Source organism: Actinomyces graevenitzii C83 (genome assembly GCF_000239695.1).
Lineage (GTDB): Bacteria > Actinomycetota > Actinomycetes > Actinomycetales > Actinomycetaceae > Actinomyces > Actinomyces graevenitzii.
Map to the genome: position 1 here is coordinate 67,399 of NZ_JH470340.1, position 22,720 is coordinate 90,118.

Genomic DNA, 22,720 nt, shown 5'->3' on the forward strand with positions numbered 1-22,720 from the left:
CTGGGGCACAAACGCGTATTAGCTGTTTAGTTCACCTGACTCGTTCCAGGTTTTCCAGCGCAGCGGATGGGCTTTAAGCATGGGGCCGTTAGCAGCAAACTGGATGCGTTCATCGGGGCGCCCGTGGCTGATGTTTTCCCAAACCTCAAGGATTTCGGCGTTGGATAGCTTGGAGCCAGCCTCCCAGTGTGGGGAGAACCAGCTTAGGTCCTCGCCGGTCAGGGCGGTGGCGGCGCTACCTTGACGTACCTTGCGGGCTACCTGCTCGGGGGAGCGGTATTGGGCGTGGGCGATCTTTAGGCCATGGCTGGTGGCGCCTACCCGCAGGGCATAGTGGTTGCCGGGGCCCATCTTTAGCCAGCGGTGTGAACGCACAGCCACCTTACCGGGGAAGGAGGGCTTAGTGTCCACAATGAATTCGGCGTTGATCAGGTCCTTAGGGCCGGGCGTGGTGGGCACCATGTGTAAAAAGTCGGCGTAAATCATGTCTGCACTTTGGGCGCGCAGATAGTCTGCCAGCTTGCCTTCGGGGGCGAACCAGAACTCGTCGCCGTCGAAGGGAATAATCCAGTCAGCCCCTGCCCGCCAAGCCGCATGGCACATGTAGGTCATTTTTTCGGCCTGAATATGTGCCGGTTCGCGGTCTCGGGCTACGTGTACACGGCCGGTTTTGAGGGCGAATTCTTCTAGAATTTCCGGGGTGTCATCGGTGGACATGTTGTCGCCAACAATGATGTGGCTGATGCCCTGTGCAAATAGGTGCTCAATGACCAGGGGCAGGATATCTGCCTCGTTTTTGACTAGCGTTACGCCCCAAACTTCGCCTTCTTTACGACGACGACGCGGCAAGTTAGGTAGCTGCATATGTTTCATGGCCCGCATCTGCGCGGGTAGGCTGCGATGCTTAATAAAATCCTTGCAAACCCAGCTGGCCTGACCCAGATCTTGGCGTAGTGACATTAGCGTCCTAAGGTTGGGGTGGGAAAGTGTCACGAGGAAAAACGTGACTATACCGTTGATAGTATAGATTGGTTTCCATCCCACTTATAGCCCTTGAGAGGTTGGCGCTATGTTGGACTATGGCAGATTCGTCTATAAGTCGCGTGTGTGGGCCGGCTATGCGAACCGAGCAATTAAACGTAGCTTTTCTACTCAGCAGGTAAATAAACGACGCGAAATTTTAAGTTCTCGCCAGGTGCCTGACTTCCCGGTGACTCCAGGCGCGGTTATGGCCGTAACCATGGTTAAGGATGAGGCTGACATCATTGGCCGCGTCATCACCCACCTGCTGGAGCAGGAAGTGGACCGGGTGATCGTGGCTGACAATATGTCTAGCGATGACACCCCCCAGATTTTGGCTGAGCTGGCCAGTGAATACCCGGTTACGGTGGTGCAAGATAACCTGGCGGCCTACTATCAGTCAGAAAAAATGACGGCCTTGGCTAAGTTGGCGCGCAATCATGGGGCTAAGTGGGTAATTCCTTTCGACGCCGACGAACTGTGGTTCGCCCCGGGCGCTACCCTAGCTAGCTACCTGCGGGCGAGCGACAAGAAGCAGTTCCGCGCCGCTGTACACAACGCTATCCCCACTGAAACCGCCGGGGTGTGGCGTCTTGATCAGCGGGCAGCGAGCCTGCCGAAAACTGCTGTGGCCACGCTACCGGGCATGAATATTTCTATGGGTAACCACTTTGTGGACCGCCCTGGTGAAACCGACGCCGGTATGCGCCTAATTCACTTGCCGTGGCGTTCGCTGGAGCAGATTGAACGTAAATCAACGCAGGGTTCTTTGGCGTTGCGTTTGGCTGAGCATGAGGGGCGCCTAGGGCGCCAGTGGCATGAGACTGAAACTGCTCTGGCGCAGGACGCCGCCGGGCTGTGGCAGGATCTGCTAAACGGTAATCCGCACCCGGCCCTGGACCTAAACTGGTCGGCAGACAGTGAGCTAATCACCTTAGATGAGCTACCGGCTTGGCCTTTTGCCCGTCCCTATGACATCACCGGCCCTAACCGCATTGAAGAGGTCAAATAGGTAGCTGCGCTGGCGCAGGCCGAGCACCCGTGAAAGCCTGCGACGTTGAGAAGCTTCTTAGCTGCGCTAGCGCGGGCCAAGGACTCTCTTAGCCGCGAGCGCTGCCAGCTGCCTGTAGGCTGTGCCCAGCAGCTGCAAGCTAATAAAAACAAGTGGGGGGCGTACCTTTTAGGTACGCCCCCCACTGTGTGTTTGCTGCGCTTAATGCGCGCAGCGCTATTTGGCTTAGTCGTCGCTGCTGAAGATAGCCAGCAGACGCAGAATCTCAATGTAGAGCCACACCAGGGTCACTACCAGGCCGAAGGCGCAGGTCCAGGCGTAGCGGCGAGGAGCGCCGGCGTTTACCAGCGACTCAGTGTTCTGGAAGTCGAGCACCAGGGACACAGCCGCCATAATCACGGCAATGGGGCCAATGATCAGGCCCAGCGGGATGCCCGCAACGGTCATGGAGTACAGGCCAAACTCGCCGCCCACCAGGCCGGTGAGCTGCAGCAGGAAGTTAACCATGGCGAAAGCGCCGTAACCGATCAGGGCAATCATGAAGATCTTGAGGAACTTACCCTGCAGACGGAAGTTAGCGAACTTGTACAGGCACAGCATTACTACGAACGTGGCCAAAGTACCCAGCACAGCCTGCAGCACAATGCCGCTGTAGCGGGTTATCTCGACGGCGGCAGAGAAGCCACCAAGCATTAGACCTTCAGCTAGGGCATAGATGAACATCAGTACCGGTGAAGGCTCACGCTTGAAGGTGTTGATAAGACCGAAGATCAGCGCCCCAACAGCGCCGGTGCTGGTGACCATAACGGCGGTGCCCATGGCCTGTGCGCTCTGGGCCTGATAGGCGTTAACCACCAGGTACCAGCCAAAAGCAGCGGTGATAACTACCGTTAGCAGCAGGGCGGCGGTACGCACAATGACGTCGTCGTAAGTCATGCGCCCGGTCTCTACAGCGGAGGCGGCGGGAGCAGCGTACTGCTGCTCAAGCTGGGCCTGGCTGTAGGGGTCGGCGTAACCGGTCTGGCCGTAAGCATTCTGGTCGTAAGCATTTTGACCATAAGCGTTCTGGCCGTAGGGGGCACCATAGCCGCCCTGGTTGGGGTGGCCGGGGGTGTAGCCGGGCATGGTCGGATACCCGGCCGGGGTGGTTTGCTGCGCACCCTGCTTGAATACAGGGTTGGAGCTGAATACGGGGTTGGACACTATCCCCATCTCCTTCCATTCTTTCCTGGTCCCAGCCTGCCATAATGGGAAGATTTAAGCTATTAACTCAGCTAGGGACTTATTCACTATGGGAGTTTTGGGCGCTTTTCTTTGCTCTCTCCTCCCTAAGTAGGAGACGGCGTACACCTTTAGTCTGGCCACTTTGCCGGCTAAGTTTCCTCACCTAGGCCGATAAGGCTGGGGCAGTGGCTTCCTAGAATTTAAGTCGTAACAACGAAACCCAGAAAGGTTAAGCCCATGATTCAGGCGCGACACTTAACCAAGCGCTATGGCAACAAAGTGGCTGTAAACGATATTTCTTTCGACGTTCACCCCGGTAAGGTGACCGGCTTCCTGGGCCCTAACGGTGCAGGTAAGTCCACCACCATGCGCATGATTATGGGCCTTGACCGGCCTACCTCCGGCGCGGTGCGCGTAAACGGCCGCCCCTACCGTGATCTGGCCGCCCCGCTAACTGAAGTGGGTGCCCTACTGGACGCCAAGGGCCTGCACGGTTCACGCACTGCCCGCGCCCACCTCAAGCAGCTGGCACTTTCAAACGGTATTCCTACCCGTCGCGTAGATGAGGTGCTGGAATTTACTGGTCTTAGTGCCGTAGCCAATAAGCGAGTTAAGGGTTTCTCCCTGGGTATGGGTCAGCGCCTAGGTATTGCGGCTGCGCTGCTGGGTGACCCTGAAGTTTTGATCTTCGATGAGCCCGTCAACGGCCTGGACCCTGAAGGGGTTATTTGGGTTCGTGAAACCTGCCGTCAGCTGGCTAGCGAGGGGCGCACCGTGTTCATCTCCTCCCACTTGATGAGCGAGATGAGCCAGACCGCAGATGAGCTGATCGTTATCGGTCGCGGCCGAATCATTGCCACCGGCCCGGTAGACAGCGTCATTGAAAGCACTATTTCTGACCGGGTACGCGTAGCCTCACCCCAGGCTTCAACCTTGGCCCAGCTCCTGCAGCAGCAGGGTTGGCAGGCCAGCCCGGTGGAGCCCTCAGTGCTAGAAACCACCGCCACTGACGCTATCCACGTGGGTGAGCTGGCCGCCGCTAACGGCATTGTGCTGCACGAGCTGACCACCATTAAGGCCTCCCTTGAGGATGCCTATCTGGAACTTACCGGCGACGCTGTCGAATACCGTGCTGGTGCCGGCGCCCACTTGCAGCAGCCTCCGCAGGGGCCTGCTGGTCAAAACGTTTACCCCGCACCGCAGCGCTGAAAGCAAGGAGAGAGACAATCATGACTGCAACTAACCACAGCGCTAACCAGGGCCGCGTGCCCGCCCAGGGTGTTCCTGCCCAGCAAATGCCGACGACGGCGCCCGCAGCTCCCGTACAGGGTGCGCCGGTTCCCGCCCACCAGGGCCAGGTGCTGCAAGCCTCGCGCGGGCAAGTACCCGCCCAGCAGCGCGCCCCGCGCCGTCGAGTGCAAGCCAAGCAAACTTTCTTTAGCGTCTTTAGGTCAGAGTGGAGCAAATTAGCTTCGCTGCGCTCCACCTGGATCACCGCTGCAATTGCATCACTAATTACTATCGGTTTTTCTGTGGCGCTCATGGCCCAGTACTCAGGTATGAAAGGTTACGCCGACAAGGCTGCCAACTACCTGACGGTAGGCTCTTCCTTCGGACAGATCGCGGTAGCAGTGCTAGGTGCTCTGCTGATCACCGGTGAATACTCTTCAGGCCAGATCCGCTCATCCCTAGCAGCAGTGCCGCGTCGTGGTCGCCTGTTTGCGGCCAAAGCTGCAGCGGTAACTATCTTCTCAGCGCTGCTGGGCCTGGTGACGGTGACGCTAACCTACCTGTTCTCCCTGCCGATCCTGGGCGATAAGGCTGGCTCTCTATCAAACCCTGAATATCTTGGCTTCTTCTGGGGCACCGCACTGGCCTTCGCCATTATCGGCCTGATGGCTATGAGCTTTGGCTATATCCTGCGCTCCACTGCCGGCTCTATCTCGCTGGTAGTAGTGCTGCTGTTTGTAATTCAGATTCCGCTAGGCTTGGCCTCTACCAAGTGGAGCTGGGCCGCCTACGCTGCGGAAATTATGCCCAGTACTTCCGGTGCGGCCGCAGCTGACCCCTACGGCCTGTTTGTCACCACCAAGCTGGACTACGACCTAGTGATCGCTTGCGGTTACGCCTGGGCCATCATCCCGATGATTATCGCCTTCTTCGTGTTCAGCAAGCGCGATGCCTAAGCAGTACTGGCAGTACAGGGTATCTAATGCGGTAGTTGCGCTGCTTAACGCAAGTACCTAAAAACTGGCTAAGGCGCCGCCCGGTAAGGGCGGCGCCTTAGCCAAGCCAGGGCTAGTAATTTCAATTGCGGTTAAGCTTTAAAGGAGTAAGCGTGGAAAAGTGGACAATGCGTAAAACCTGGCTAAACATCCTAGAAAAACTTGGCGCCCGACCAGTGCTCTCAATTAGCGTCTGGCTGGTGTTTATAAGCGTCCTGTTCGCGGTAGAACTGCTGCTAGAAACCTCCGCCCACACCCGGATCGTGCTGTTGCTGGCCTATATCGTGCACGCCTCACTGGGGGTAGTGGTGTGCATCTGCGCTTGGGCCTACCGCTACCAGGTGGCGCTGCTACGCAGTGAAGCCTCCCGCCAAGCCCTCGCCGGCCAGCAAGCCACACTACTGGCCGCCGCCAATGAACGCAGCCGCATTGCCCGCGAAATGCACGACGTCGTCGCCCACTCCCTAGCCGTCATGATCACCATGTCAGACGGGATCGCCTCCACCATTGACCGTGACCCCAAAATGGCCAAAGAAGCACTCAACCTACTGGCTGAGACCAGCCGCAGCGCGCTCGCGGATACGCGCCGCCTAGTAGGGGTGTTGCGCGAAGACCCGGCAGTTTCCGGCCTGAGTGGGGAGATCACCCCCGCCGCCGGCATTAACGCCAGCGCGGGTGCCGGGGGCTCCGCACTGGGCGCAGCCAGCCCTCAGAGCCCGGTCAGCTCGGGAGCGGCGCTGCAGGGACTGGGCGTCTCCTCCCCGGCTAACGCAGCGGCAAGTAGCGCGGATCTGGCCGCAAATACGGCAGGCAGCGGCGTCGTCGCCCCCAAACTGCAAGTAAAAGAACTGCCGGTGCCAGAATTTGCCGCCCCGGGCACAATAGCCCCCGCCCACCCCAGCAGCGCCATCACCAACCTGCGTGAGCGTGAAGTGGAAGAAACCAGCCAGGATACGGGCGCGCCCCTGGCCCCCGCGCCGGAAAGCAAAGACCTAGCCGCCCTGGTGGAGCGCTTTAAAGAAGCCGGGATGCCTATCAGCTACGAGCACCTGGGGGAGCCGCTGCCAAATGACGCCAATTTGCAGCTGACCATTTACCGTATCGCCCAAGAAGCCCTCACCAATGTGCTGCGCTACGCGCCCACCACCAAACGCATTACCGTGCGCCTGGCGCGGCGAGTAGGCTGCGCCGAGCTGTGGGTAATTAACGCCGCCGCCCCCGGCTCGCCCTCCATGCACGGCTCCGGCAAGGGCCTGATTGGGATGCGTGAACGCGCTGCCGTCTACTCCGGATCAGTGCAGGCCGGGCCGGTTGACGGTAACTGGCAGGTGTACGCTATTTTGCGTTGGCAGGAAGACACCTTGGAGGAACTAAAATGGCAGCTGCCGGTATGATCCGCGTGCTTTTAGCCGATGACCAGGCACTTATCCGTATGGGTTTTCGGATGGTGTTGGATGCTGAGGCGGATATTGAAGTGGTGGGTGAGGCGGCCGACGGCGCTGCGGCTATCACTCAGGCTAAGGCGCTTAACCCCGACGTCGTACTAATGGATATCCGTATGCCGGGGGTTAACGGGATTGAGGCTACCGCCGAAATTACCCGCACCCTAGACACCAAAGTACTTATCCTGACCACCTTTGACCTGGATGAATACGCCTTTGGTGGGCTGCGGGCGGGGGCTAGCGGGTTTTTACTTAAAGACACGCGCCCAGCGGAGCTAATTGAAGCTATCCGCACAGTAGCCAGCGGTGAGGCGGTGGTTTCGCCGCGTATTACCCGGCGTATGCTGGAAATGTTTGCGGGCCAGCTACCTAGTGGGGCTACCGCTAGCGGGCAGGTAGATCCGCGTATTGCCTCCCTAACTCCGCGCGAAACAGAAATTTTGTGCCTGGTGGCACGCGGCATGTCCAATGCTGAAATTGCTGCTGAACTGGTGGTTTCCGCAACCACAGTGAAAACCCATGTGGGTTCAGTGCTAGCCAAGCTAGGGGTGCGTGACCGTGTACAGGCCGTGGTGGTGGCCTACGAAACTGGCCTGGTTAGTTAATTTTTAGTAGCTAACTGAGTAAGCGGCTTCACCGCGCTAAAAGCTTGGGATTTAGCGGCCAAACCGATAGGGTAAGGGAGTTAAACCCGGCGAGGGACATGCGCAAACCGTGCGTATGCATCCGTGATCGACGTGGTAGTGCTTTGGTGCTGCACGCGTTGAGGCGTCCCAAGCCCCAAGCATTTGGAGAAAATCATGGCTAAGGCTTCCAAGATTTCCGCAACCCTACGTACTGACTTTGGTAAGGGCTTCGCCCGTCGCGCCCGTGTGGCCGGCCAGGTTCCCGCCGTTGTTTACGGCCACGGCACTGACCCCAAGCATGTCCTGGTTGACGGTCACGAGTCCTACATGGCTCTGCGTGGCACCTCCAACGCTCTAGTAGAGCTAAACGTTGAGGGCGAGAAGATCCTGACCATCGTTAAGGACATCCAGCGTCACCCGCTACGCCCCGGCTTCCAGCACATCGACTTCATGATCGTTAACCGCTCTGAGAAGGTTAGCGTTGAGGTTCCCGTGGTAGTAGTCGGCGAGGCTGCCCCGGCCACCATGCACACCATCGAGCTGGCTCACCTGAGCGTGTCCGTGCCCGTGGTTGACATCCCCGAGTCCATCGAGGTTGACGTTACCGGCCTGGAGGCTGGCACCATCATCACCGTGGCTGACCTGAAGGTTGCCGACGACGTCGAGATCCACAACGAGGCCGAGCTGCCCGTGGTCAACATTGCCGCCAACGAGGAAGAAGCCCCTGAGGAAGAAGAGGCTCCCGCCGAGACCGCCACTGAGGAAGCCGCTGAGTGAAACTAGCTGCTTGCTAGCACTGCGGGCCGCGACGCGAAAGCGTTGCGGCCCTAGTCTTTTTAGGCGCGGCGGCTGGGTTTAGTTGCCGGTGTGTAGGCGCATTTGGGCTTTGGCCAGCCCTAAAGTCACCACTTCTTCAACTGCATCAGCGGCCTGCTCCAAAGTAGTGGCCCATTGGGTTAGCGTCGCCTTAGGGAAGTCAGCCAGCACAAAGTCAGTTACGCTCTGGCGCCCAACCGGGCGCCCAATACCAACCCGCAGCCGCGCATAGTCGCGCGTGCCCAGCGCCGTCGAGATAGATTTCAAGCCATTATGGCCGTTCTCCCCGCCCCCAAGCTTTAGCCGCAGCTCATGCTCAGGGATATCCAGCTCGTCATGAATAACCAGCAGGTGATCAGGGGTGATGCTGAAATACTGCATCAGGTTCTTAACCGGCCCGCCGGAAGTGTTCATAAAGGAGTTGGATTTAGCCAAAATTGCCTTCGGCCCCGGCGCTCCGCCCGGTAGCATCCCAATACGCACCTGGGCAATACGCGCCACCTGCCGGTGGTTCACAAATGAGCCACCCGCGCGCCCCGCCAACACGTCAAGCACCATTTGCCCAACATTGTGGCGGTTACGCAGATAGCGGGCCTCGGGGTTACCTAAACCTACAATCAGCCAGCTCTCGCTCAAGCGCGTCACTCCACTACCTGTAGCAAACCGGCAGCCAGCAGCGTGTCCACGGTTTCATCCACAAGGTTCCAAGATTTGCGGTGCTCGCCCAGGGCGGCGACGACGTCGGCGTGGATTTCTGCCAGGGTGTGCGGAATGGGGCAGGCCATCCAAGCGGCCGCACCAGCGCCGTCGAGAAGTACCGGGACCGTGCCCACCAGCACCACCGTCTGCCATTCAGAGTAGATAGCGTCAGTGAAGGGGGCGCGCACCAAACGGTCAGAGTCACCCAGGGAGGTGCCCATGGAAGAGCTAGTCAGCTTCAGATTCACGTCACCGTTGCCAGGAATGTGCTGGTAGCTAGGCGGATCTGCCGGGTGCTCCAAAAGCTGCTTGAATAGCTCAGCGCACTCGGCCTGATCACTAAAGCTAAGCTTCCAGGGCCCGCCGGCCAGGGTTAGGGCACGCGCCAGGGCCAGCAGCGGGTTGGGCAGTAGATAGAAGGAAGAAGTTTGGGCAATGAACTTGGTTAATGCCTCTGCTAGCGTCAGCGGCTCCAGCTTGTTGCCTTGGCTGACTCGCTCAGCGATTAGCAGCGCAGCCATGCGCAGCGGCTCACCGGCAAAAGTTAGCTCAGTGGAGGGGGTAATACCCAGCTCAGCCGGCGCGTGGTCGCCCTTAATGGTGGGCTCTTGGGGGTCCACCAGGGAAATAGGCTTGGGGTAGGGGTAAACCTTTAGGGTTTCGGGGTCAAAACCCAAACACTCATCGGTTACATAGTTGAACTGTCCGGCTAGGCGGCTAGCAAAAGTGGATTTACCGGTTCCCGACGGCGCCGCGATACCGATTACATCCCTACTTCCGGGCACCTGCAGCCCGGCAGCGTGCAGCATAAGTAGATTGCCGGCCTGGGCCTGGATAGCGATATGGGTGATGGCTTGGGAGAAGGCGTAACTGGCCTGACGCGGCTCAGTGGGGATGGCGAAACGGTCCCAGCCTTCAGGTACCGGGGATGTGGTGTCATCCTCTGGCACTACCTGCAAACGGATCGGGTTATCAGACGGCTCCTGGTCAGTGTCAGGTTTTACCTCGCTATGACGCCAAAGCTCGGCTAGGTGCGCAGCTAGGCCCGCGTCTAGGCTGGTTAGATCCAGTTCAAAGTCGAGGCCGAAAGTGTGAATTCGCAACCGATGCTCCCACGTTTCATTGTTACTTCTACTTCACTAATGATACCGTGAAACGAAGCTAGTATCGATCTGCGCTAAATCGTGTCCCCATATCGTTTAGCGTGTGCCCATATCGGAGAATTAATGACTGATAAAAACGTTGCTAACTCTGATTCTAGGGATCCAGGGTTGGATGCCTTTGAATCAAAGTTAGAATCGGATAAGCCGCTGTTTGATAACTCTGACCCGGTAGATTACACGGCTGTCAGCGAGGCTGCGCACGGCTCTGGTCACCATTCTTCGCATCACGGCCATCACCACTCTCACCATTCTTCTAGCTCTTCTGGCCGACGCCGTCGCTCTAGTTCCAGCCGTAGTGGCGCCGCTGGCAGTGGGGCGCGCGTTTCTTCGCGTTCAGGTTCGTCTCGTTCGGGTTCATCCCGTTCGGGCTCTTCGCGTCACCACTCCTCTAGCCGACGCCGTCGCAAGGGCCTGCTAGGTTGGTTTGGCCGCCACAGGGTGGTCACCGCTTTTATTGGTGTTTTCGCTATTTTTGCGCTGATTTTGTCTGGCGCCCTGGCTTGGCTTTTCTTCTCTTTGGGCAGGCCTGAAACGATTAGCAACGTTTTCCCTGACGAATCCACTCGTCCGGCGGCCGCCCAAACCACTAAAGGCAAGCCGGTTACCTTCTTGCTGCTGGGGTCAGACTCGCGTATTAGCGCCGGTAACCCCTCAGACTGGAAGGTAGGCGCGCAACGTACCGACGCCATCATGCTGGTGCAGCTATCGGGTGACCGTAAGAGCGCCAATGTCATGTCTATCCCGCGTGACTCGTGGGTGGAGATTCCCGCTAACGACGTCGTCGGACATGCTTCCTACGCAAAAATTAACGCAGCTTTCTCATGGGGCGGACCTAAGCTGTTAATTCAAACCGTAGAAAAGCTGACGCAAATTCGTATTGACCATTTTGTATTAGCTGACTTTTCTAGCTTCGAGGCGCTTACCGATGAGTTAGGTGGCGTCGACTTGACACTGTCTCAACCTTTGGACTTAACGGGTAAGCAGAATGCGGCAAAGTCAGCAAATGTATTGCCAGCTGGGCCGCAGCACCTAAACGGTAAGCAGGCACGTATCTTCGTGCAGGAACGCTACACCGTGGCGCGCGGCGACTTTGACCGTATTCAGCGTCAACAAGCCTGGATGCGCTCAATTTTGAAGGCGCTAGTAAACCGCGACACGCTCACCGACCCGGGCAAGCTGGTGTCTTTCGTGAATGTGGTTAACAAGAACCTGGCAGTGGATGAAGGCCTAACTACCAGCGAGATGATTTCACTGGGACGCTCGGCTAGCTCAATTCGCCCTGCTGACGTGCACTTCTTCCAGGCGCCGGTAACCGGTACGGGCACCAGCGATGACGGTCAGTCGATTGTTAACCTGGACCGTGACAGGCTCACAGCGGTGTGCCGGGCTTTTAACTCTGACACGGTTTCTGAGTACGTTTCCCAAAACGGTAAAGACCTGGACATGCTGCAAGAAGTAGTGCGCTAAATCGCCTCCAGCGCAACTAATAGTTTTTGACTCATGCCCTGGTCGTGGGAAACTAGGACCTAGATAGTGTGTGGGCTGCTCTGCACCGTGCAAAGGCGTGCGCCACACGCCTGGAACGAGGAATTAGATGATCTACCGCAGTGCCACATCCACTATGGGCCGCAATATGGCCGGTGCTCGCGCACTTTGGCGCGCCACCGGGGTCAAAGACTCTGACTTTGGCAAGCCCATTATTGCCATCGCCAACTCCTTCACCCAGTTCGTGCCCGGACACGTAGGCCTACGCGACGTCGGCAAAATCGTGGCTGAGCAGATCGAAGCAGCCGGCGGTATTGCCAAGGAATTCAACACCATCGCTATCGACGACGGTATCGCCATGGGCCACGAGGGCATGCTCTACTCGCTGCCCAGCCGTGAACTGATCGCTGACAGTGTGGAGTACATGGTGCGCGCCCACTGCGCTGACGCCCTAGTGTGTATCTCCAACTGCGACAAGATCACCCCCGGCATGTTGATGGCCTCGCTGCGCCTAAACATTCCCACCATTTTTGTCTCTGGTGGGCCGATGGAGTCGGGTAAGAGCTACATTGACGGCCAGATCCGTAAACTGGATCTGATTGACGCCATGATGGACGCCGCCGATCCTACTGTTTCGGACGAAACCATTAGCGCTATTGAACGCGCCGCTTGCCCCACCTGCGGTTCCTGCTCAGGTATGTTCACCGCTAACTCCATGAACTGCCTGACCGAGGCGCTGGGCTTGTCGCTGCCCACCAACGGCTCGCTGCTGGCCACCCACGCCGACCGTAAAGCCCTATTTGAGCAGGCCGGCCGCCAGATCGTGAAGATCACCAAGGCCTACTATGAGCAGGATCAGGCCCACCTGGCCCCACGCGCCATTGCCACCAAGGCCGCCTTTGAAAACGCCATGAGCCTAGACATTGCCATGGGTGGCTCCACCAACACGGTGCTACACCTGCTGGCTGCCGCCCAGGAAGCCGAGGTTGACTTCCACATGGCCGACATTGATCGCCTCTCGCGCCAGGTGCCGCACCTGTGCAAGGTGGCCCCCTCCACCAACCTGTACCACATGGAAGATGTGCACCGCGCCGGCGGCATTATGGGCATCCTAGGTGAGCTAGACCGAGCCGGGCTGCTACACACTGACACCACCACCGTGCTAGACACCACCTTGGGTCAGCAGCTGGAAACCTACGACATTATGCGCCACCCCAGCGAGCAGGTACGTGAACGCTACCTAGCCGCCCCCGGCGGCGAGCGCACCACCCAGATGTTCTCCCAAGCCAACCGCTTCAGCGAGCTAGACACTGACCGGGCCGGCGGCTGCATCCGCGACCTAGAGCACGCCTATTCTCGCGACGGTGGCCTGGCAGTACTGTTCGGCAATATCGCTGAAAAGGGCTGCATTGTTAAAACCGCTGGTGTGGATGCCTCCATCTTGACCTTCACCGGCCCGGCGGTGGTGTTTGAAAGCCAGGAGGACGCCGTCGAAGGCATCCTGGGCGGCAAGGTTAAAAGCGGCGACGTCGTCATTATTTCCCATGAGGGACCACGCGGCGGCCCGGGTATGCAGGAGATGCTGTACCCCACCACCTACATCAAATCCATGCACCTGGGTAAGGAATGCGCGCTACTAACTGACGGGCGTTTCTCCGGCGGTACCAGCGGCCTGAGCATTGGGCACGTCTCGCCTGAGGCGGCTGCTGGCGGCCTGATTGGTTTGGTGCGCAGCGGCGACGTGATTGAGATTGATATTCCGGCCCGCTCTATCCGCGTGGATCTAAGCGAGGCAGAAATCGCCCAGCGTCGCGCCCAGGAGGAAGCTCGCGGCACTGCCGCCTGGACCCCGCACCACCAGCGTGCTCGCCACGTGTCGGCGGCCCTGCGTGCTTACGCCATGCTGGCCACCAGCGCAGACCTGGGCGCTGTGCGTGACCGAGCCAAATTAGGGCTATAACAGTAGCTATTCATGCGCCACGGTTAGCTGTTTGGCGCAAACAAGCGCCCCGCTACTTGCGGAGGCGGCGACGTCGAGAGATGGGGAAATGGGCCAAGACGAGCAGAGCTTGTGGAACGGTGGCGACTACCTGCGGGCGGTGCTGCGCGCACCGGTGTATGAGGTAGCCGAGCACACGCTGCTAGAGCCGATGCCTGCCATTAGTGCGCGAGTGGGGCACCCGGTACTGGTTAAACGTGAAGACCGCCAGCAGGTGCACTCCTTTAAGATCCGTGGCGCCTATGCGCGTATGCGTCAGCTCGACGCCGCTGCCCGCGCCCGTGGGGTGGTCACGGCCTCGGCCGGTAACCACGCCCAGGGGGTGGCGCTGTCTGCACGCACTATGGGGATTACGGCTTCTATTGTGATGCCAGTGATTACCCCGGTGATTAAGGTCAACGCGGTGCGCGCCTTGGGTGGCCAGGTAATTTTGCATGGCCGTACTTTCGACGACGCCGCCGCGCACGCCCGTCACCTGGCCCAGACTGAGGGGCTTGAGTATATTGCGCCTTTCGATGACCGCTGGGTGATTGCTGGCCAGGGCACTATTGGCCTGGAGCTGATTCAGCAGGATGCGGCCCTAACCCACGTGTTTGTGCCTGTGGGCGGTGGCGGTTTAGCTGCCGGTATTGCGGTGGTGATTAAGCAGCTGATGCCGCAGGTGAAGGTGATTGCGGTAGAGCCTGAGGATTCTAGCTGCTTGGGCGCCGCTATTAAGGCTGGTCAGCCGGTTACTTTGGAGCGAGTTAGTGCCTATGCCGAGGGCGTGGCCGTTAAGCGTGTGGGGGATGAAACTTTCCGCCTGTGCAGCCGCTACCTGGATGATTTGGTGATTGTTAGCTCCGATGAGATTAGCGCTGCGGTTAAGGACCTGTTTGAGGATGTGCGCGCGGTAGCTGAACCGGCTGGGGCGGTGGCTTTGGCTGGTCTTAAGGCTTATGCCGACAGTCATGAGTTGCCCGAAGATGCCCGCCTGGCCTGTATTTTGTCGGGCGCTAACTTGAACTTCCACTCGCTGCGTTACATTTCTGAACGCGCTGAGCTGGGTGAACGCCGTGAAGCCCTGCTGGGGGTAACTATCCCTGAACGTCAGGGCGAATACCTGCGTTTTTGCAAGCTGATTGGGGATCGGGCGGTTACTGAGTTTAACTACCGCGTGGCCGGGGAAAAGGCCCATATTTTTGTGGGTTTGGCGCTTAGCGGGGGCGACGCCGAACGTGGGCAGATCCTTAAGCTGCTGCGTGGGGGTGGCTATGAGGTGGTTGACCTAACTGAGGATGAGATCGCCAAGCAGCATGTGCGCTACATGGTGGGTGGTCGCCCACAGCGTGAACTGCGTGAATCGGTGTTTGCTTTTGAATTCCCTGAGGCTCCTGGGGCGCTGCGCGACTTCCTAGTGCAGTTGGGGACGCGCTGGAATATCACCTTGTTCCATTACCGCTCTTACGGTACCGATTATGGGCGTGTACTGGTGGCGTTCGAGAACGTGGCTGGCGATGAATTGTTTGCCCAGCATGTGCAAGATCTGGGCTATGAGTGTCATGAAGTTACTGATTCGCCCGCATACAAGCACTTCCTGGCTTAAAAACTAGCCAGTTGCAGCCTAGCCGTGGGCCGGCCCTTTTCGGGCCGGCCCACTTTTAATTGCGCAGCTTGCAGTGATACCTGTCCAATTTGCGGCAGCCTAGCCCAAACCTGCATCCGCACAGCGCATATGAGAAGTGACTCAGTGTCTACTGGGTAAAGGTCTTATACCTCTAGAATGAAGTTAGGGCAGCACCCCCATGCTGTCGCTTTATACCCAGAGGGGTTGTTTCCTTACCCCTCGTTCCCAGTGGTCCCAGGAGAACTGAATATGTCTGTCCCCTCCTCGCTTAGCGGCGCGAGCACTTCCCGCCGCACCTTGATGAAAGGCGCAGCTTGGGCTGTGCCCGCAGTGACCGTAACTGCACCCGCATTGGCTGCCAGCATGTCTAGCTGCATCAGCAGCGAAGTTGCCGATGACATTGAAAAGATTTTTGCTGCCCACAAAGCTAACCCCGCCAAGTACCCGGGACAGAACGCTATGGCTGGCGCCGTGCTGGAGGGCTGGATGGCTGCCCCCGGTAGTATTGCCGGTGAGCTAGCCAACCCCTCCTTCTTTAAGCTGCGTAACAAGGGATCTAAGACTTTCCAGTTCAGCAAGTACCCGCTGAACTTCGAGTTTGGGGTTATGAACGTAGCTACCTCACCGGCTATGAACAACACCCTGGCGGGTAGCACGGTAGGTAACATTATTAAAGTTAATGTTAAGAACCCCTGGCAGCCGGCTGCCGCCACTGCAGACTATGTCAACAGCTGCGCGCGTCGTCGGGATCTAAACATCTCTACCTCATACGGAACCTTCTATAACGTTGGTACCGGTAAGCGCATCCCGGGTATTAGCGGCGAAAACGACTTCACCTGCGCCACCGACTCGCACGGCACCCACTACGACATCATCCTGCACTACAACCGAGACCTGGCTCCCAATGCCATTGCGGAGGCTGCCAACTACCAGCTGCGTAGTGGTCTAACCACGGTTGGTAAGCGTATTTACGTGGCTCTGGGCGCCCGCGTGTTGGGGTTTGTGCCCCCGCAGTGGGATGACGTGGTGGCTTTCGCTAAGGCCCAGGATCCGCGCTGGACCAATGAGGACGACATCCGTGCCTGCTACTGGGCTGCTTACCAGGCCCGCGTAAAGCGTTGGAACACCACCAAGCTGGCTAACGGCTCCACCGAGGCCCTGGCTGGCGCCGTCCTGAAGTACACCGGTTGGGCTAAGGGCCTCAACGGCGTGTTCAAGGACCTGGAGCCGGGTGAGTGGATCTGGTCGCACGAAACCGGTAACTACCTCACCGCTGGTTCGGAAGGTAACACCCCGCACCTGGGCACCGTCGTCGGCGACGACATCCAGTTCTGGCGCGGCAGGGTGGGCTCGCCGCAGGTTAACCTGCAAAACCGCGACGGTGTGTTCTAAACGGAGTGTTCTAAGCCGCGTGCTCTAAACGGAGTTCTCTAGGCGGCATGCTCTAAGCAAGTTGCTCTAAAGCGCGCTTTAGATCCCAAATTTTAGGGGCAGGCAGGGCCAGTTTTAGGATTTGACTCATGCCGGTTAGCTACAACGCCCAACAAAATCCCTATCTAGGGATTAACAGCCTGGCCACCATGCATGGTGACGCCCAATCTTCGGACGCCACCCCATTTGCTGGTCCAGGCGATCCGGGCGTGGGTGGAAGCTGGAAAGTCACTTTCACTAACCACTGGGCTGCCTGCCCCACTATTTTGGCTGGCCAAGACGGCTACATTCAGGCCCTAATGACACAGTTTTTGGGTTCTGACGCCAAACTACGCAAACCCAAACTAGCCATTATTGAACCAGCCAGTGGCGCGCAGCTAGGGGCTATTGAGATCCCCACCGGGGCGCTACTCGGCGGGGTGTACGCCTATCTGGACGCCGACTCTAACCTGGTGATGGTGGATGGCACCAACGCCCTCACCTGGATTTCCCACAGTCAAGACGGCATGAAAGTGTGGGTGTCGCGGCGCATTGACCTAACCGACGCCATGAAACTTGAACCCAAGGATCACGTGGTGGGGATCGTACCCGACTGGCACGGACGCATCTGGGTGGCTTCAGAGCGCGGCGTCGTCGGCCTAATTGACCCTAAACGCAACGTGGTGCGCCTGACCAAACTGCAGCAATACTCGCCCGCAGAGCGCATCGACAACTCTATTTCCGCATGTCCCCAGGGGGTAAGCATTATTACCAGCCACGGTATCTATATGCTGGGCGCTGACGCCTCCACCTCCAAGCCGCGCATCATCTGGAGCCACAGCTATGACCGGGGCACTAAGCAAAAACCCGGGCAGCTTTCGCACGGCTCAGGGGCCACAGCCACTTTCTTTGGGCCTAACGGCTCGGACTATGTGATGCTTTCGGATAATGGGGATCGGCAAGAAAAACTCATTGTGTACCGCAGCGCCGACGGCAGCGCAGTGGGGGAGGGGCCGCTGTTTACCCCGGGTGCTTCGGGCACGGAAAACTCCATGATTGGCGTGCAAAACTCGATAGTGGGGGCCTGCACTTTCGGCTACCCCTATGTGCAGTATCCCGACACTAAGCCCGCCTACCGCGCCCAGGTGGCGCCGGGTATGGAACGCTGGGATGTTAACGACGACGCCTCGGGTATCACCCTGAAATGGCGTAATAACGGGATTTACTCGGCGGCAGTGCCGCGCCTGTCTACTGTCGATAACCTCATTTACACCTGTGAACGCCCGCGTGGACCGGCTGGGGTGCTCACTGGCCCGGTGGTTTATGCCTGCGCGATTGATATGGATAGTGGTCGCGTGGTGCATCGCCAGCGTTTGCCGCGCCTGGCTAACCTTCTGGCTGGTGGCGACCCTTCCCAGATGGTGGGGGTGATTGATAAGCATGGTGTGTGGTGGCAGGGCACTATTGGGGGTATTTACCGCATTTCTCGCCACGGCGACGGCGTAAGTGGGGTGCAGGGGGCCAGCTCACTGCCGCTAGGGGCGGCTTTTGGGTCGGTTAGCGATGCGCTAGGGGCTGCGGGCGACGGCGTAACCGGCGCGGTAGGGGCTGCGGGCGACGGCGTAACTGGCGCCGTTGGTGTAGCTGGTGACGCCGTAGGGTCGACGGTTGGCGCGGTTGGTGAGGCTGGAGCTGGCCTGGCTGCCGATGCTGTGGGCGCGCTTGGTGGCGTCAGTGCGGTTAGCGGCGGGACCGGAAAAGTTGCTGGAAAAGTGGCCGGAGCCGCGAAGCTAGACGGTGACCAGTTTTTGTCGGCGAGCCGAGTGCTGGTGGGCCTGGTGCAGGGGCGCGGGCACGAGGGACTTGGGCATGGGCAACTGGGCCATGGCGGTCTTGGGGGCGGAGAACTTGGGGCTGGAGGGCTTGAGACGGCCGCGAAAATTGCCGACGGCGTCGTCAACCCAACTGCCGCAGCTCAAGGCGCCGCAAATCAAGGCGCACTGCCCGGCAACAGCGAGGCCCTAAGCGCGGGCGGGGCTAATGCGGTGAGCGTGGAGGCGCTGTTAGCCGAAGGGATCGTGTCCCAATGTGCCAAATGTCCGCCTTCAGCCGCCCTTATGGGCACATTCGGCGAGGCCTCAGTGAGCTTGCGGCTGATCAGCGCGGATACGAGCATGGTTGTGCCCAAGGAACGCGGTCGCTCAGCTAAATTCACCAATATGCCCAAGGCCTTAACCATTATTAACGATGGTAATGCCGCTTGGAAGGCGGGGACTGAGTTTACTGTGCGCAGCAGGCGCCTAAACAATTTAGGGCAGTCGTTAAGCAATAAAAATATTGCTAAAGAATACTATTTTAAGGCTGAGGTGGCTCCTGCGCGCGGGACGGGCGTTAGCCCGGACCAGTCCGCCACCCAACCCCAGTCCGTCACCCCGGCTGCAGTGGGACCTGGGCGCGGGGATGGCGGCCAGAAAGACGCTGATCGAAGCGATGGCGCCGTGAAAGCTGCTGACTTGGAAGATGCCGGCCTGAAATTTGTGCGCCAAGAAGGGCATGATTCCATTTTGGCGCTCACCGCCGACCTAGCAGCAGGTAAAGCCATAACCGTGAACCTGTCCTGGAAGGTGCTGCGCGGCGCGGTGGAGCGGCCTAACGAGAAGTACCAGATCTTGGCGCTCAAGACGGTTGACGCAGATAAAAGCAGTTTCTTCCAGGCCCAATCGCCGGAAGTGCTAGCCACCAAGGGCTAAATGCCGCGCCGCACGCCCAGCCGCGCGTCTGACTGGCAGGTCTGCTGGGCTAGTCGGCCGCACCATGCGCTGGGCCAGGATCTGCCGACCTGACTGCCCGCTGAGCTGGCACTGCCGTGTCAGGCCGTGCCGCGTGCTCGGCTGCGCGTTACTGTGCGCTGCGAGGCTGGGCGGCGTCAGTGCTCTAGATGCTCGTGGCCGGCGTGACGGGCGGTTTCGAGCTGGAAGGTAGCGTGATCGATTTCCACCGGGAAATGGTGGGCGGCGCATTCAGACAGGTCATGCACAATCAGGTCGCGTTCGGCAGCGGTGACCTGACCGCCCACCTGCACATGCGCGGTGAGTACCACCAGCCCCGATGACACGCTGGAAACATGCAGGTCGTGCACGTTTACGACGCCGGGCAGGCAACACATGTGTTGGCGTAGTTCATCCAAATTCAGCTCGCTAGGGGTGGCTTCCATTAGGATCGCCGTCGAACGCTGTAACAGGTGCAGGGCGCGCGGGGCCATCAGGGCGGCAATGAGCAAGGAGGCGACGGCGTCGGCCCTATCCCAGCCCGTAGCTAGAGCAACCAGAGCCGCCACAATAACCGCCACCGACCCCAGGGCGTCATTGGCCACCTCCAGGAAGGCGGCGCGCATGTTGAGGTTGGCGCCGCGCCCACCAGCCAAAATAGCCAGGCTGACCAGGTTAGCCAGCAGACCAACCACGCCCATAACCAGCATGGGCAGAGGCTGCAGGGACTGGTTTTCCCACAGTCGCTCAACGGCCTCATAAGCCACGATCAGGCAGATGGCCAGCAACATGCCCGCTTGCAGGGCGGCGGCAATTACCTCCGAGCGCGCCCAACCCCAGGTGTAGGCGTTGTCGCGCGGCCGCAGGCTCAGGTGGGCTGCCAGCAGGGCAATGACCAATCCGGAGCTGTCCACTGCCATGTGTCCGGCGTCGGCGGCCAGCGACAGGGAGCCAGAAATATAGGCGGCAACCAGCTCGCCAACAAACACCAAGGCGGTGACCGCCAGCGCGCCAATCAGGCGCTTGCGTGAAGAAGCGGCGTGGGAGTGGTCGTGGCCGTGGGAATGCGCGGTCTTAACCTGGCCCGGCTGACAGGGGAGTGCGTTAGCTTGCTGGCAGTGAGTGCTCACGCCAGAAATTCTATGACCGCTAGCGACTACATAAAAGGTTTACCTTATATAAGTGTTGCGCCGCCCCAAACGGGGCGGCGCAAGGCCAGCTTGGTTTTCGTTCAGCTGCGTTAGCAGCTAAGCAGGCTATCGCTAGCTAGATGGCCAGGCCTCACCTGCGGCGTCGTTAAAAACTGACACTGACTGGATTTAACGCTGGCAGCTGCGTGGGCCTTACTCTTGGCGGGTCTGCTCGCGCAACACCTGCTTGGTGATCGGGCCACAAGCTTCGCTAGCCAAAATCACCAGCAAAGTGCCTCCCACCAGGCTGCCAAGCATCAGCAAAGCTCCCTGGCTCTGGAACATTCCACCGCCCAACACCGGCGCGGTGAAAGCCAGGCCAACCACTGCAGCCCCAGAAGCCGCAAACATAGCCGGAATGATAGTTTCCAGGCGGCGCGCCGTCGTCAACAGCTGCAGAGGAGCCCCCGCACGCATAAGCGAACGCAGCTCACCCGCCTGATCCAACACCCGCACCCCCTGGCCAATCGCGGTAGAAACCGCCGCCAGCGCATACACAATCCCCAGGGTAATGAACAGACCCTGCAACATGTCGTGGGCAAAAACCCGGGCCATCGCATCATCAGAGCCGGCCGAAGCAGACGCCCCCAACTGCACCACGGCAACCACAAAACTCACCAAAGCCACGCCACCCAGGCAGCGCCACAAGCTCTTGGGGTCATTCATGATGCGTCGCGAAGCCAACAGCATGGCAGGTCGGCGCGCAAACTTGTGCATAATCGCGCCCAGCACCCACATCATCAGTGGGCCCACCAGGTTGATCATAAAACCGCCAATCGCGAAGAAAATCAGCGTGATAGTAAGCGCCACCGCCGTGCCGCCGCCCATTAGTGAAGAACCCAGCGACATCCACACCACCAGCACGGCCACCAGGGCCACAGCCCGAATCCAGTGCACCTTAGCCGGCAGCGCCTGACGCGAAACACCCAGCGGTGTCACCGCCACCCGCTGCAACGCCGTCGCCGCGCTAATCCCAGCCAGCGTAACCACCACAGTCAAAGCCAAAAGCAGCAGCGGCAAACCCAGCCACATGTTATCGATCCCTAGGGAGTGGCCCGTGAACCGCAGCGAACCCCAAGCCGGCAGCGTGGCCACATACCCCACCGCTCCCATCAGGGCGCCGAGCACCGCATAGGCGCACTGCACTAGCAGCGTGCCGCCACGCACCTGCCCGCCGGTAGCGCCCAGCAGACGCAGCCGCGCCAAATCACGCTCACGCCGGCTCAAACCTAACCGGGCCGCCGCCCCAGCCAGCGACAACAGCGGAATCACCATCATCACCGTGGCGATCACCGCCAAAATCAGGTAGGTGGGCGCGTAGCTGTAATACATGGTCTCTAAAGTTGGCGCTTGGTTCGGGTGAAGCTTGGACCAAGACTGGGAAAGCTCATAGCGCTTAGCAAAAGCATGAAGCCCGCCGGCCACAGTCAGCAAGAAATATGTGGCCGCGCCCTGACTGATAACCGACAGAGCCGCCGTGGTCTTGTCACGTCCACGCCACAAGGTGCGGGCCACCACCGTGGTGGGGGAGGAAAGCACATTCGCAGGCGCCAAAGTGACGCGGCGAGTGCTGGCCGCAGCAGCCGGACGCGCGGCGGGCCGGGTCTGGCCTTGGGCGGCGGCTTTGCCTTGGCTGGTGGGCCGGGCGCTGCGCTGACCGCTTGGCTGGCCCGCACCCGATGCACTGGCAGCGGAAGCAGGGGTGCCTGAAGTGTTGGTTGAAGAAGTGTTGGTTGAAACTGTGGTGCTCATTTTGCCACCCGCATCTGGTCAGCGACGATGTTGCCGTCACGCATGGTCACTAGCCGTGGGCACCAAGCCGCAATGGCGTCGTCGTGAGTAACCAGCACCAAAGTGGCGCCGGTAGAAGTGCACGCCTGAGTCAGCAGCTGCATCACCTGCGCGCCCGTGTTTTGGTCCAGGGCGCCGGTGGGCTCATCCGCAAAGACGACGGCGGGGCTGGCCACCATGGCGCGGGCAATCGCCACCCGCTGGGCTTGGCCACCCGAAATCTGTCCGGGGCGACGTCGAGCCG

The 22,720-nt window shown here is 59.4% G+C and carries 18 protein-coding genes; 11 read left to right on the forward strand and 7 right to left on the reverse strand.

Annotation, left to right across the window (positions count from 1 at the left end; translation table 11 throughout):
- Window positions 1-18: 18 nt before the first annotated feature.
- Window positions 19-960 carry a glycosyltransferase family 2 protein gene (locus HMPREF0045_RS09190; protein WP_005987739.1) on the reverse strand — a complete coding sequence of 314 codons (942 nt, stop codon included), beginning with the start codon at window positions 958-960 and terminating at the stop codon, window positions 19-21.
- Window positions 961-1,069: 109 nt separating this feature from the next.
- On the opposite strand from HMPREF0045_RS09190, the gene HMPREF0045_RS09845 reads away from it, so the two are divergent.
- Window positions 1,070-2,032 (forward strand): glycosyltransferase family 2 protein, encoded by a 963-nt coding sequence (locus HMPREF0045_RS09845; RefSeq protein WP_005987740.1) that lies wholly within the window; start codon window positions 1,070-1,072, stop codon window positions 2,030-2,032.
- 225 nt (window positions 2,033-2,257) lie between these two features.
- Here HMPREF0045_RS09845 and HMPREF0045_RS09200 read toward each other — a convergent pair whose 3' ends face one another.
- A complete protein-coding gene (locus HMPREF0045_RS09200; protein ID WP_005987741.1) occupies window positions 2,258-3,235 on the reverse strand; it encodes a Bax inhibitor-1/YccA family protein in 978 nt (325 codons plus the stop codon).
- 258 nt (window positions 3,236-3,493) lie between these two features.
- On the opposite strand from HMPREF0045_RS09200, the gene HMPREF0045_RS09205 reads away from it, so the two are divergent.
- The 5 genes from HMPREF0045_RS09205 to HMPREF0045_RS09225 all read left to right on the forward strand — a co-directional run bounded on the left by HMPREF0045_RS09205 (window position 3,494) and on the right by HMPREF0045_RS09225 (window position 8,326).
- The gene (locus tag HMPREF0045_RS09205) at window positions 3,494-4,465 is read left to right on the forward strand and encodes an ABC transporter ATP-binding protein (protein WP_005987742.1); all 972 of its coding nucleotides are present in this window, start codon (window positions 3,494-3,496) and stop codon (window positions 4,463-4,465) included.
- Between the two features lie 20 nt (window positions 4,466-4,485).
- A complete protein-coding gene (locus HMPREF0045_RS09210; RefSeq protein ID WP_005987743.1) occupies window positions 4,486-5,442 on the forward strand; it encodes an ABC transporter permease in 957 nt (318 codons plus the stop codon).
- 152 nt (window positions 5,443-5,594) lie between these two features.
- Entirely contained in the window at window positions 5,595-6,875 is a 1,281-nt protein-coding gene (locus tag HMPREF0045_RS09215) for a sensor histidine kinase (RefSeq protein ID WP_005987744.1), read from the forward strand.
- Complete coding sequence (locus HMPREF0045_RS09220; protein ID WP_005987745.1) at window positions 6,857-7,528, forward strand: response regulator; 672 nt, start codon at window positions 6,857-6,859, stop codon at window positions 7,526-7,528. The genes HMPREF0045_RS09215 and HMPREF0045_RS09220 overlap by 19 nt, the downstream gene beginning before the upstream one ends.
- Window positions 7,529-7,723: 195 nt before the next feature.
- The gene (locus HMPREF0045_RS09225) at window positions 7,724-8,326 is read left to right on the forward strand and encodes a 50S ribosomal protein L25/general stress protein Ctc (protein WP_005987746.1); all 603 of its coding nucleotides are present in this window, start codon (window positions 7,724-7,726) and stop codon (window positions 8,324-8,326) included.
- Between the two features lie 78 nt (window positions 8,327-8,404).
- Here HMPREF0045_RS09225 and pth read toward each other — a convergent pair whose 3' ends face one another.
- Window positions 8,405-9,001 (reverse strand): aminoacyl-tRNA hydrolase, encoded by a 597-nt coding sequence (pth, locus tag HMPREF0045_RS09230; protein ID WP_040316383.1) that lies wholly within the window; start codon window positions 8,999-9,001, stop codon window positions 8,405-8,407.
- 5 nt (window positions 9,002-9,006) lie between these two features.
- A complete protein-coding gene (locus tag HMPREF0045_RS09235) occupies window positions 9,007-10,167 on the reverse strand; it encodes a hypothetical protein (RefSeq protein WP_005987748.1) in 1,161 nt (386 codons plus the stop codon).
- A gap of 123 nt (window positions 10,168-10,290) precedes the next feature.
- Between HMPREF0045_RS09235 and HMPREF0045_RS09240 the strand changes: the two genes are divergently transcribed.
- From HMPREF0045_RS09240 to HMPREF0045_RS10805, 5 genes are all read left to right on the forward strand, one after another.
- Window positions 10,291-11,694 carry an LCP family protein gene (locus tag HMPREF0045_RS09240; RefSeq protein ID WP_005987749.1) on the forward strand — a complete coding sequence of 468 codons (1,404 nt, stop codon included), beginning with the start codon at window positions 10,291-10,293 and terminating at the stop codon, window positions 11,692-11,694.
- 127 nt (window positions 11,695-11,821) lie between these two features.
- Entirely contained in the window at window positions 11,822-13,672 is a 1,851-nt protein-coding gene (gene ilvD, locus HMPREF0045_RS09245) for a dihydroxy-acid dehydratase (RefSeq protein WP_005987750.1), read from the forward strand.
- 88 nt (window positions 13,673-13,760) lie between these two features.
- A complete protein-coding gene (gene ilvA / locus HMPREF0045_RS09250; RefSeq protein ID WP_005987751.1) occupies window positions 13,761-15,296 on the forward strand; it encodes a threonine ammonia-lyase, biosynthetic in 1,536 nt (511 codons plus the stop codon).
- 270 nt (window positions 15,297-15,566) lie between these two features.
- Complete coding sequence (locus HMPREF0045_RS09255; protein WP_005987752.1) at window positions 15,567-16,709, forward strand: hypothetical protein; 1,143 nt, start codon at window positions 15,567-15,569, stop codon at window positions 16,707-16,709.
- A 128-nt stretch (window positions 16,710-16,837) separates the two neighbouring features.
- Entirely contained in the window at window positions 16,838-19,477 is a 2,640-nt protein-coding gene (locus HMPREF0045_RS10805; RefSeq protein ID WP_005987753.1) for a hypothetical protein, read from the forward strand.
- Between the two features lie 176 nt (window positions 19,478-19,653).
- Here HMPREF0045_RS10805 and HMPREF0045_RS09265 read toward each other — a convergent pair whose 3' ends face one another.
- From HMPREF0045_RS09265 to HMPREF0045_RS09275, 3 genes are all read right to left on the reverse strand, one after another.
- Window positions 19,654-20,625, reverse strand: coding sequence for a cation diffusion facilitator family transporter (locus tag HMPREF0045_RS09265; RefSeq protein ID WP_005987754.1), 972 nt, complete (start codon window positions 20,623-20,625; stop codon window positions 19,654-19,656).
- Window positions 20,626-20,838: 213 nt separating this feature from the next.
- On the reverse strand, window positions 20,839-22,437 hold the full coding sequence (locus HMPREF0045_RS09270; protein WP_005987755.1) for a hypothetical protein: 1,599 nt from the start codon (window positions 22,435-22,437) through the stop codon (window positions 20,839-20,841).
- Window positions 22,434-22,720, reverse strand: a 287-nt coding sequence (locus HMPREF0045_RS09275; RefSeq protein WP_005987756.1) for an ATP-binding cassette domain-containing protein, incomplete at its 5' end; no start/stop codon positions are given. The genes HMPREF0045_RS09275 and HMPREF0045_RS09270, both read right to left, overlap by 4 nt.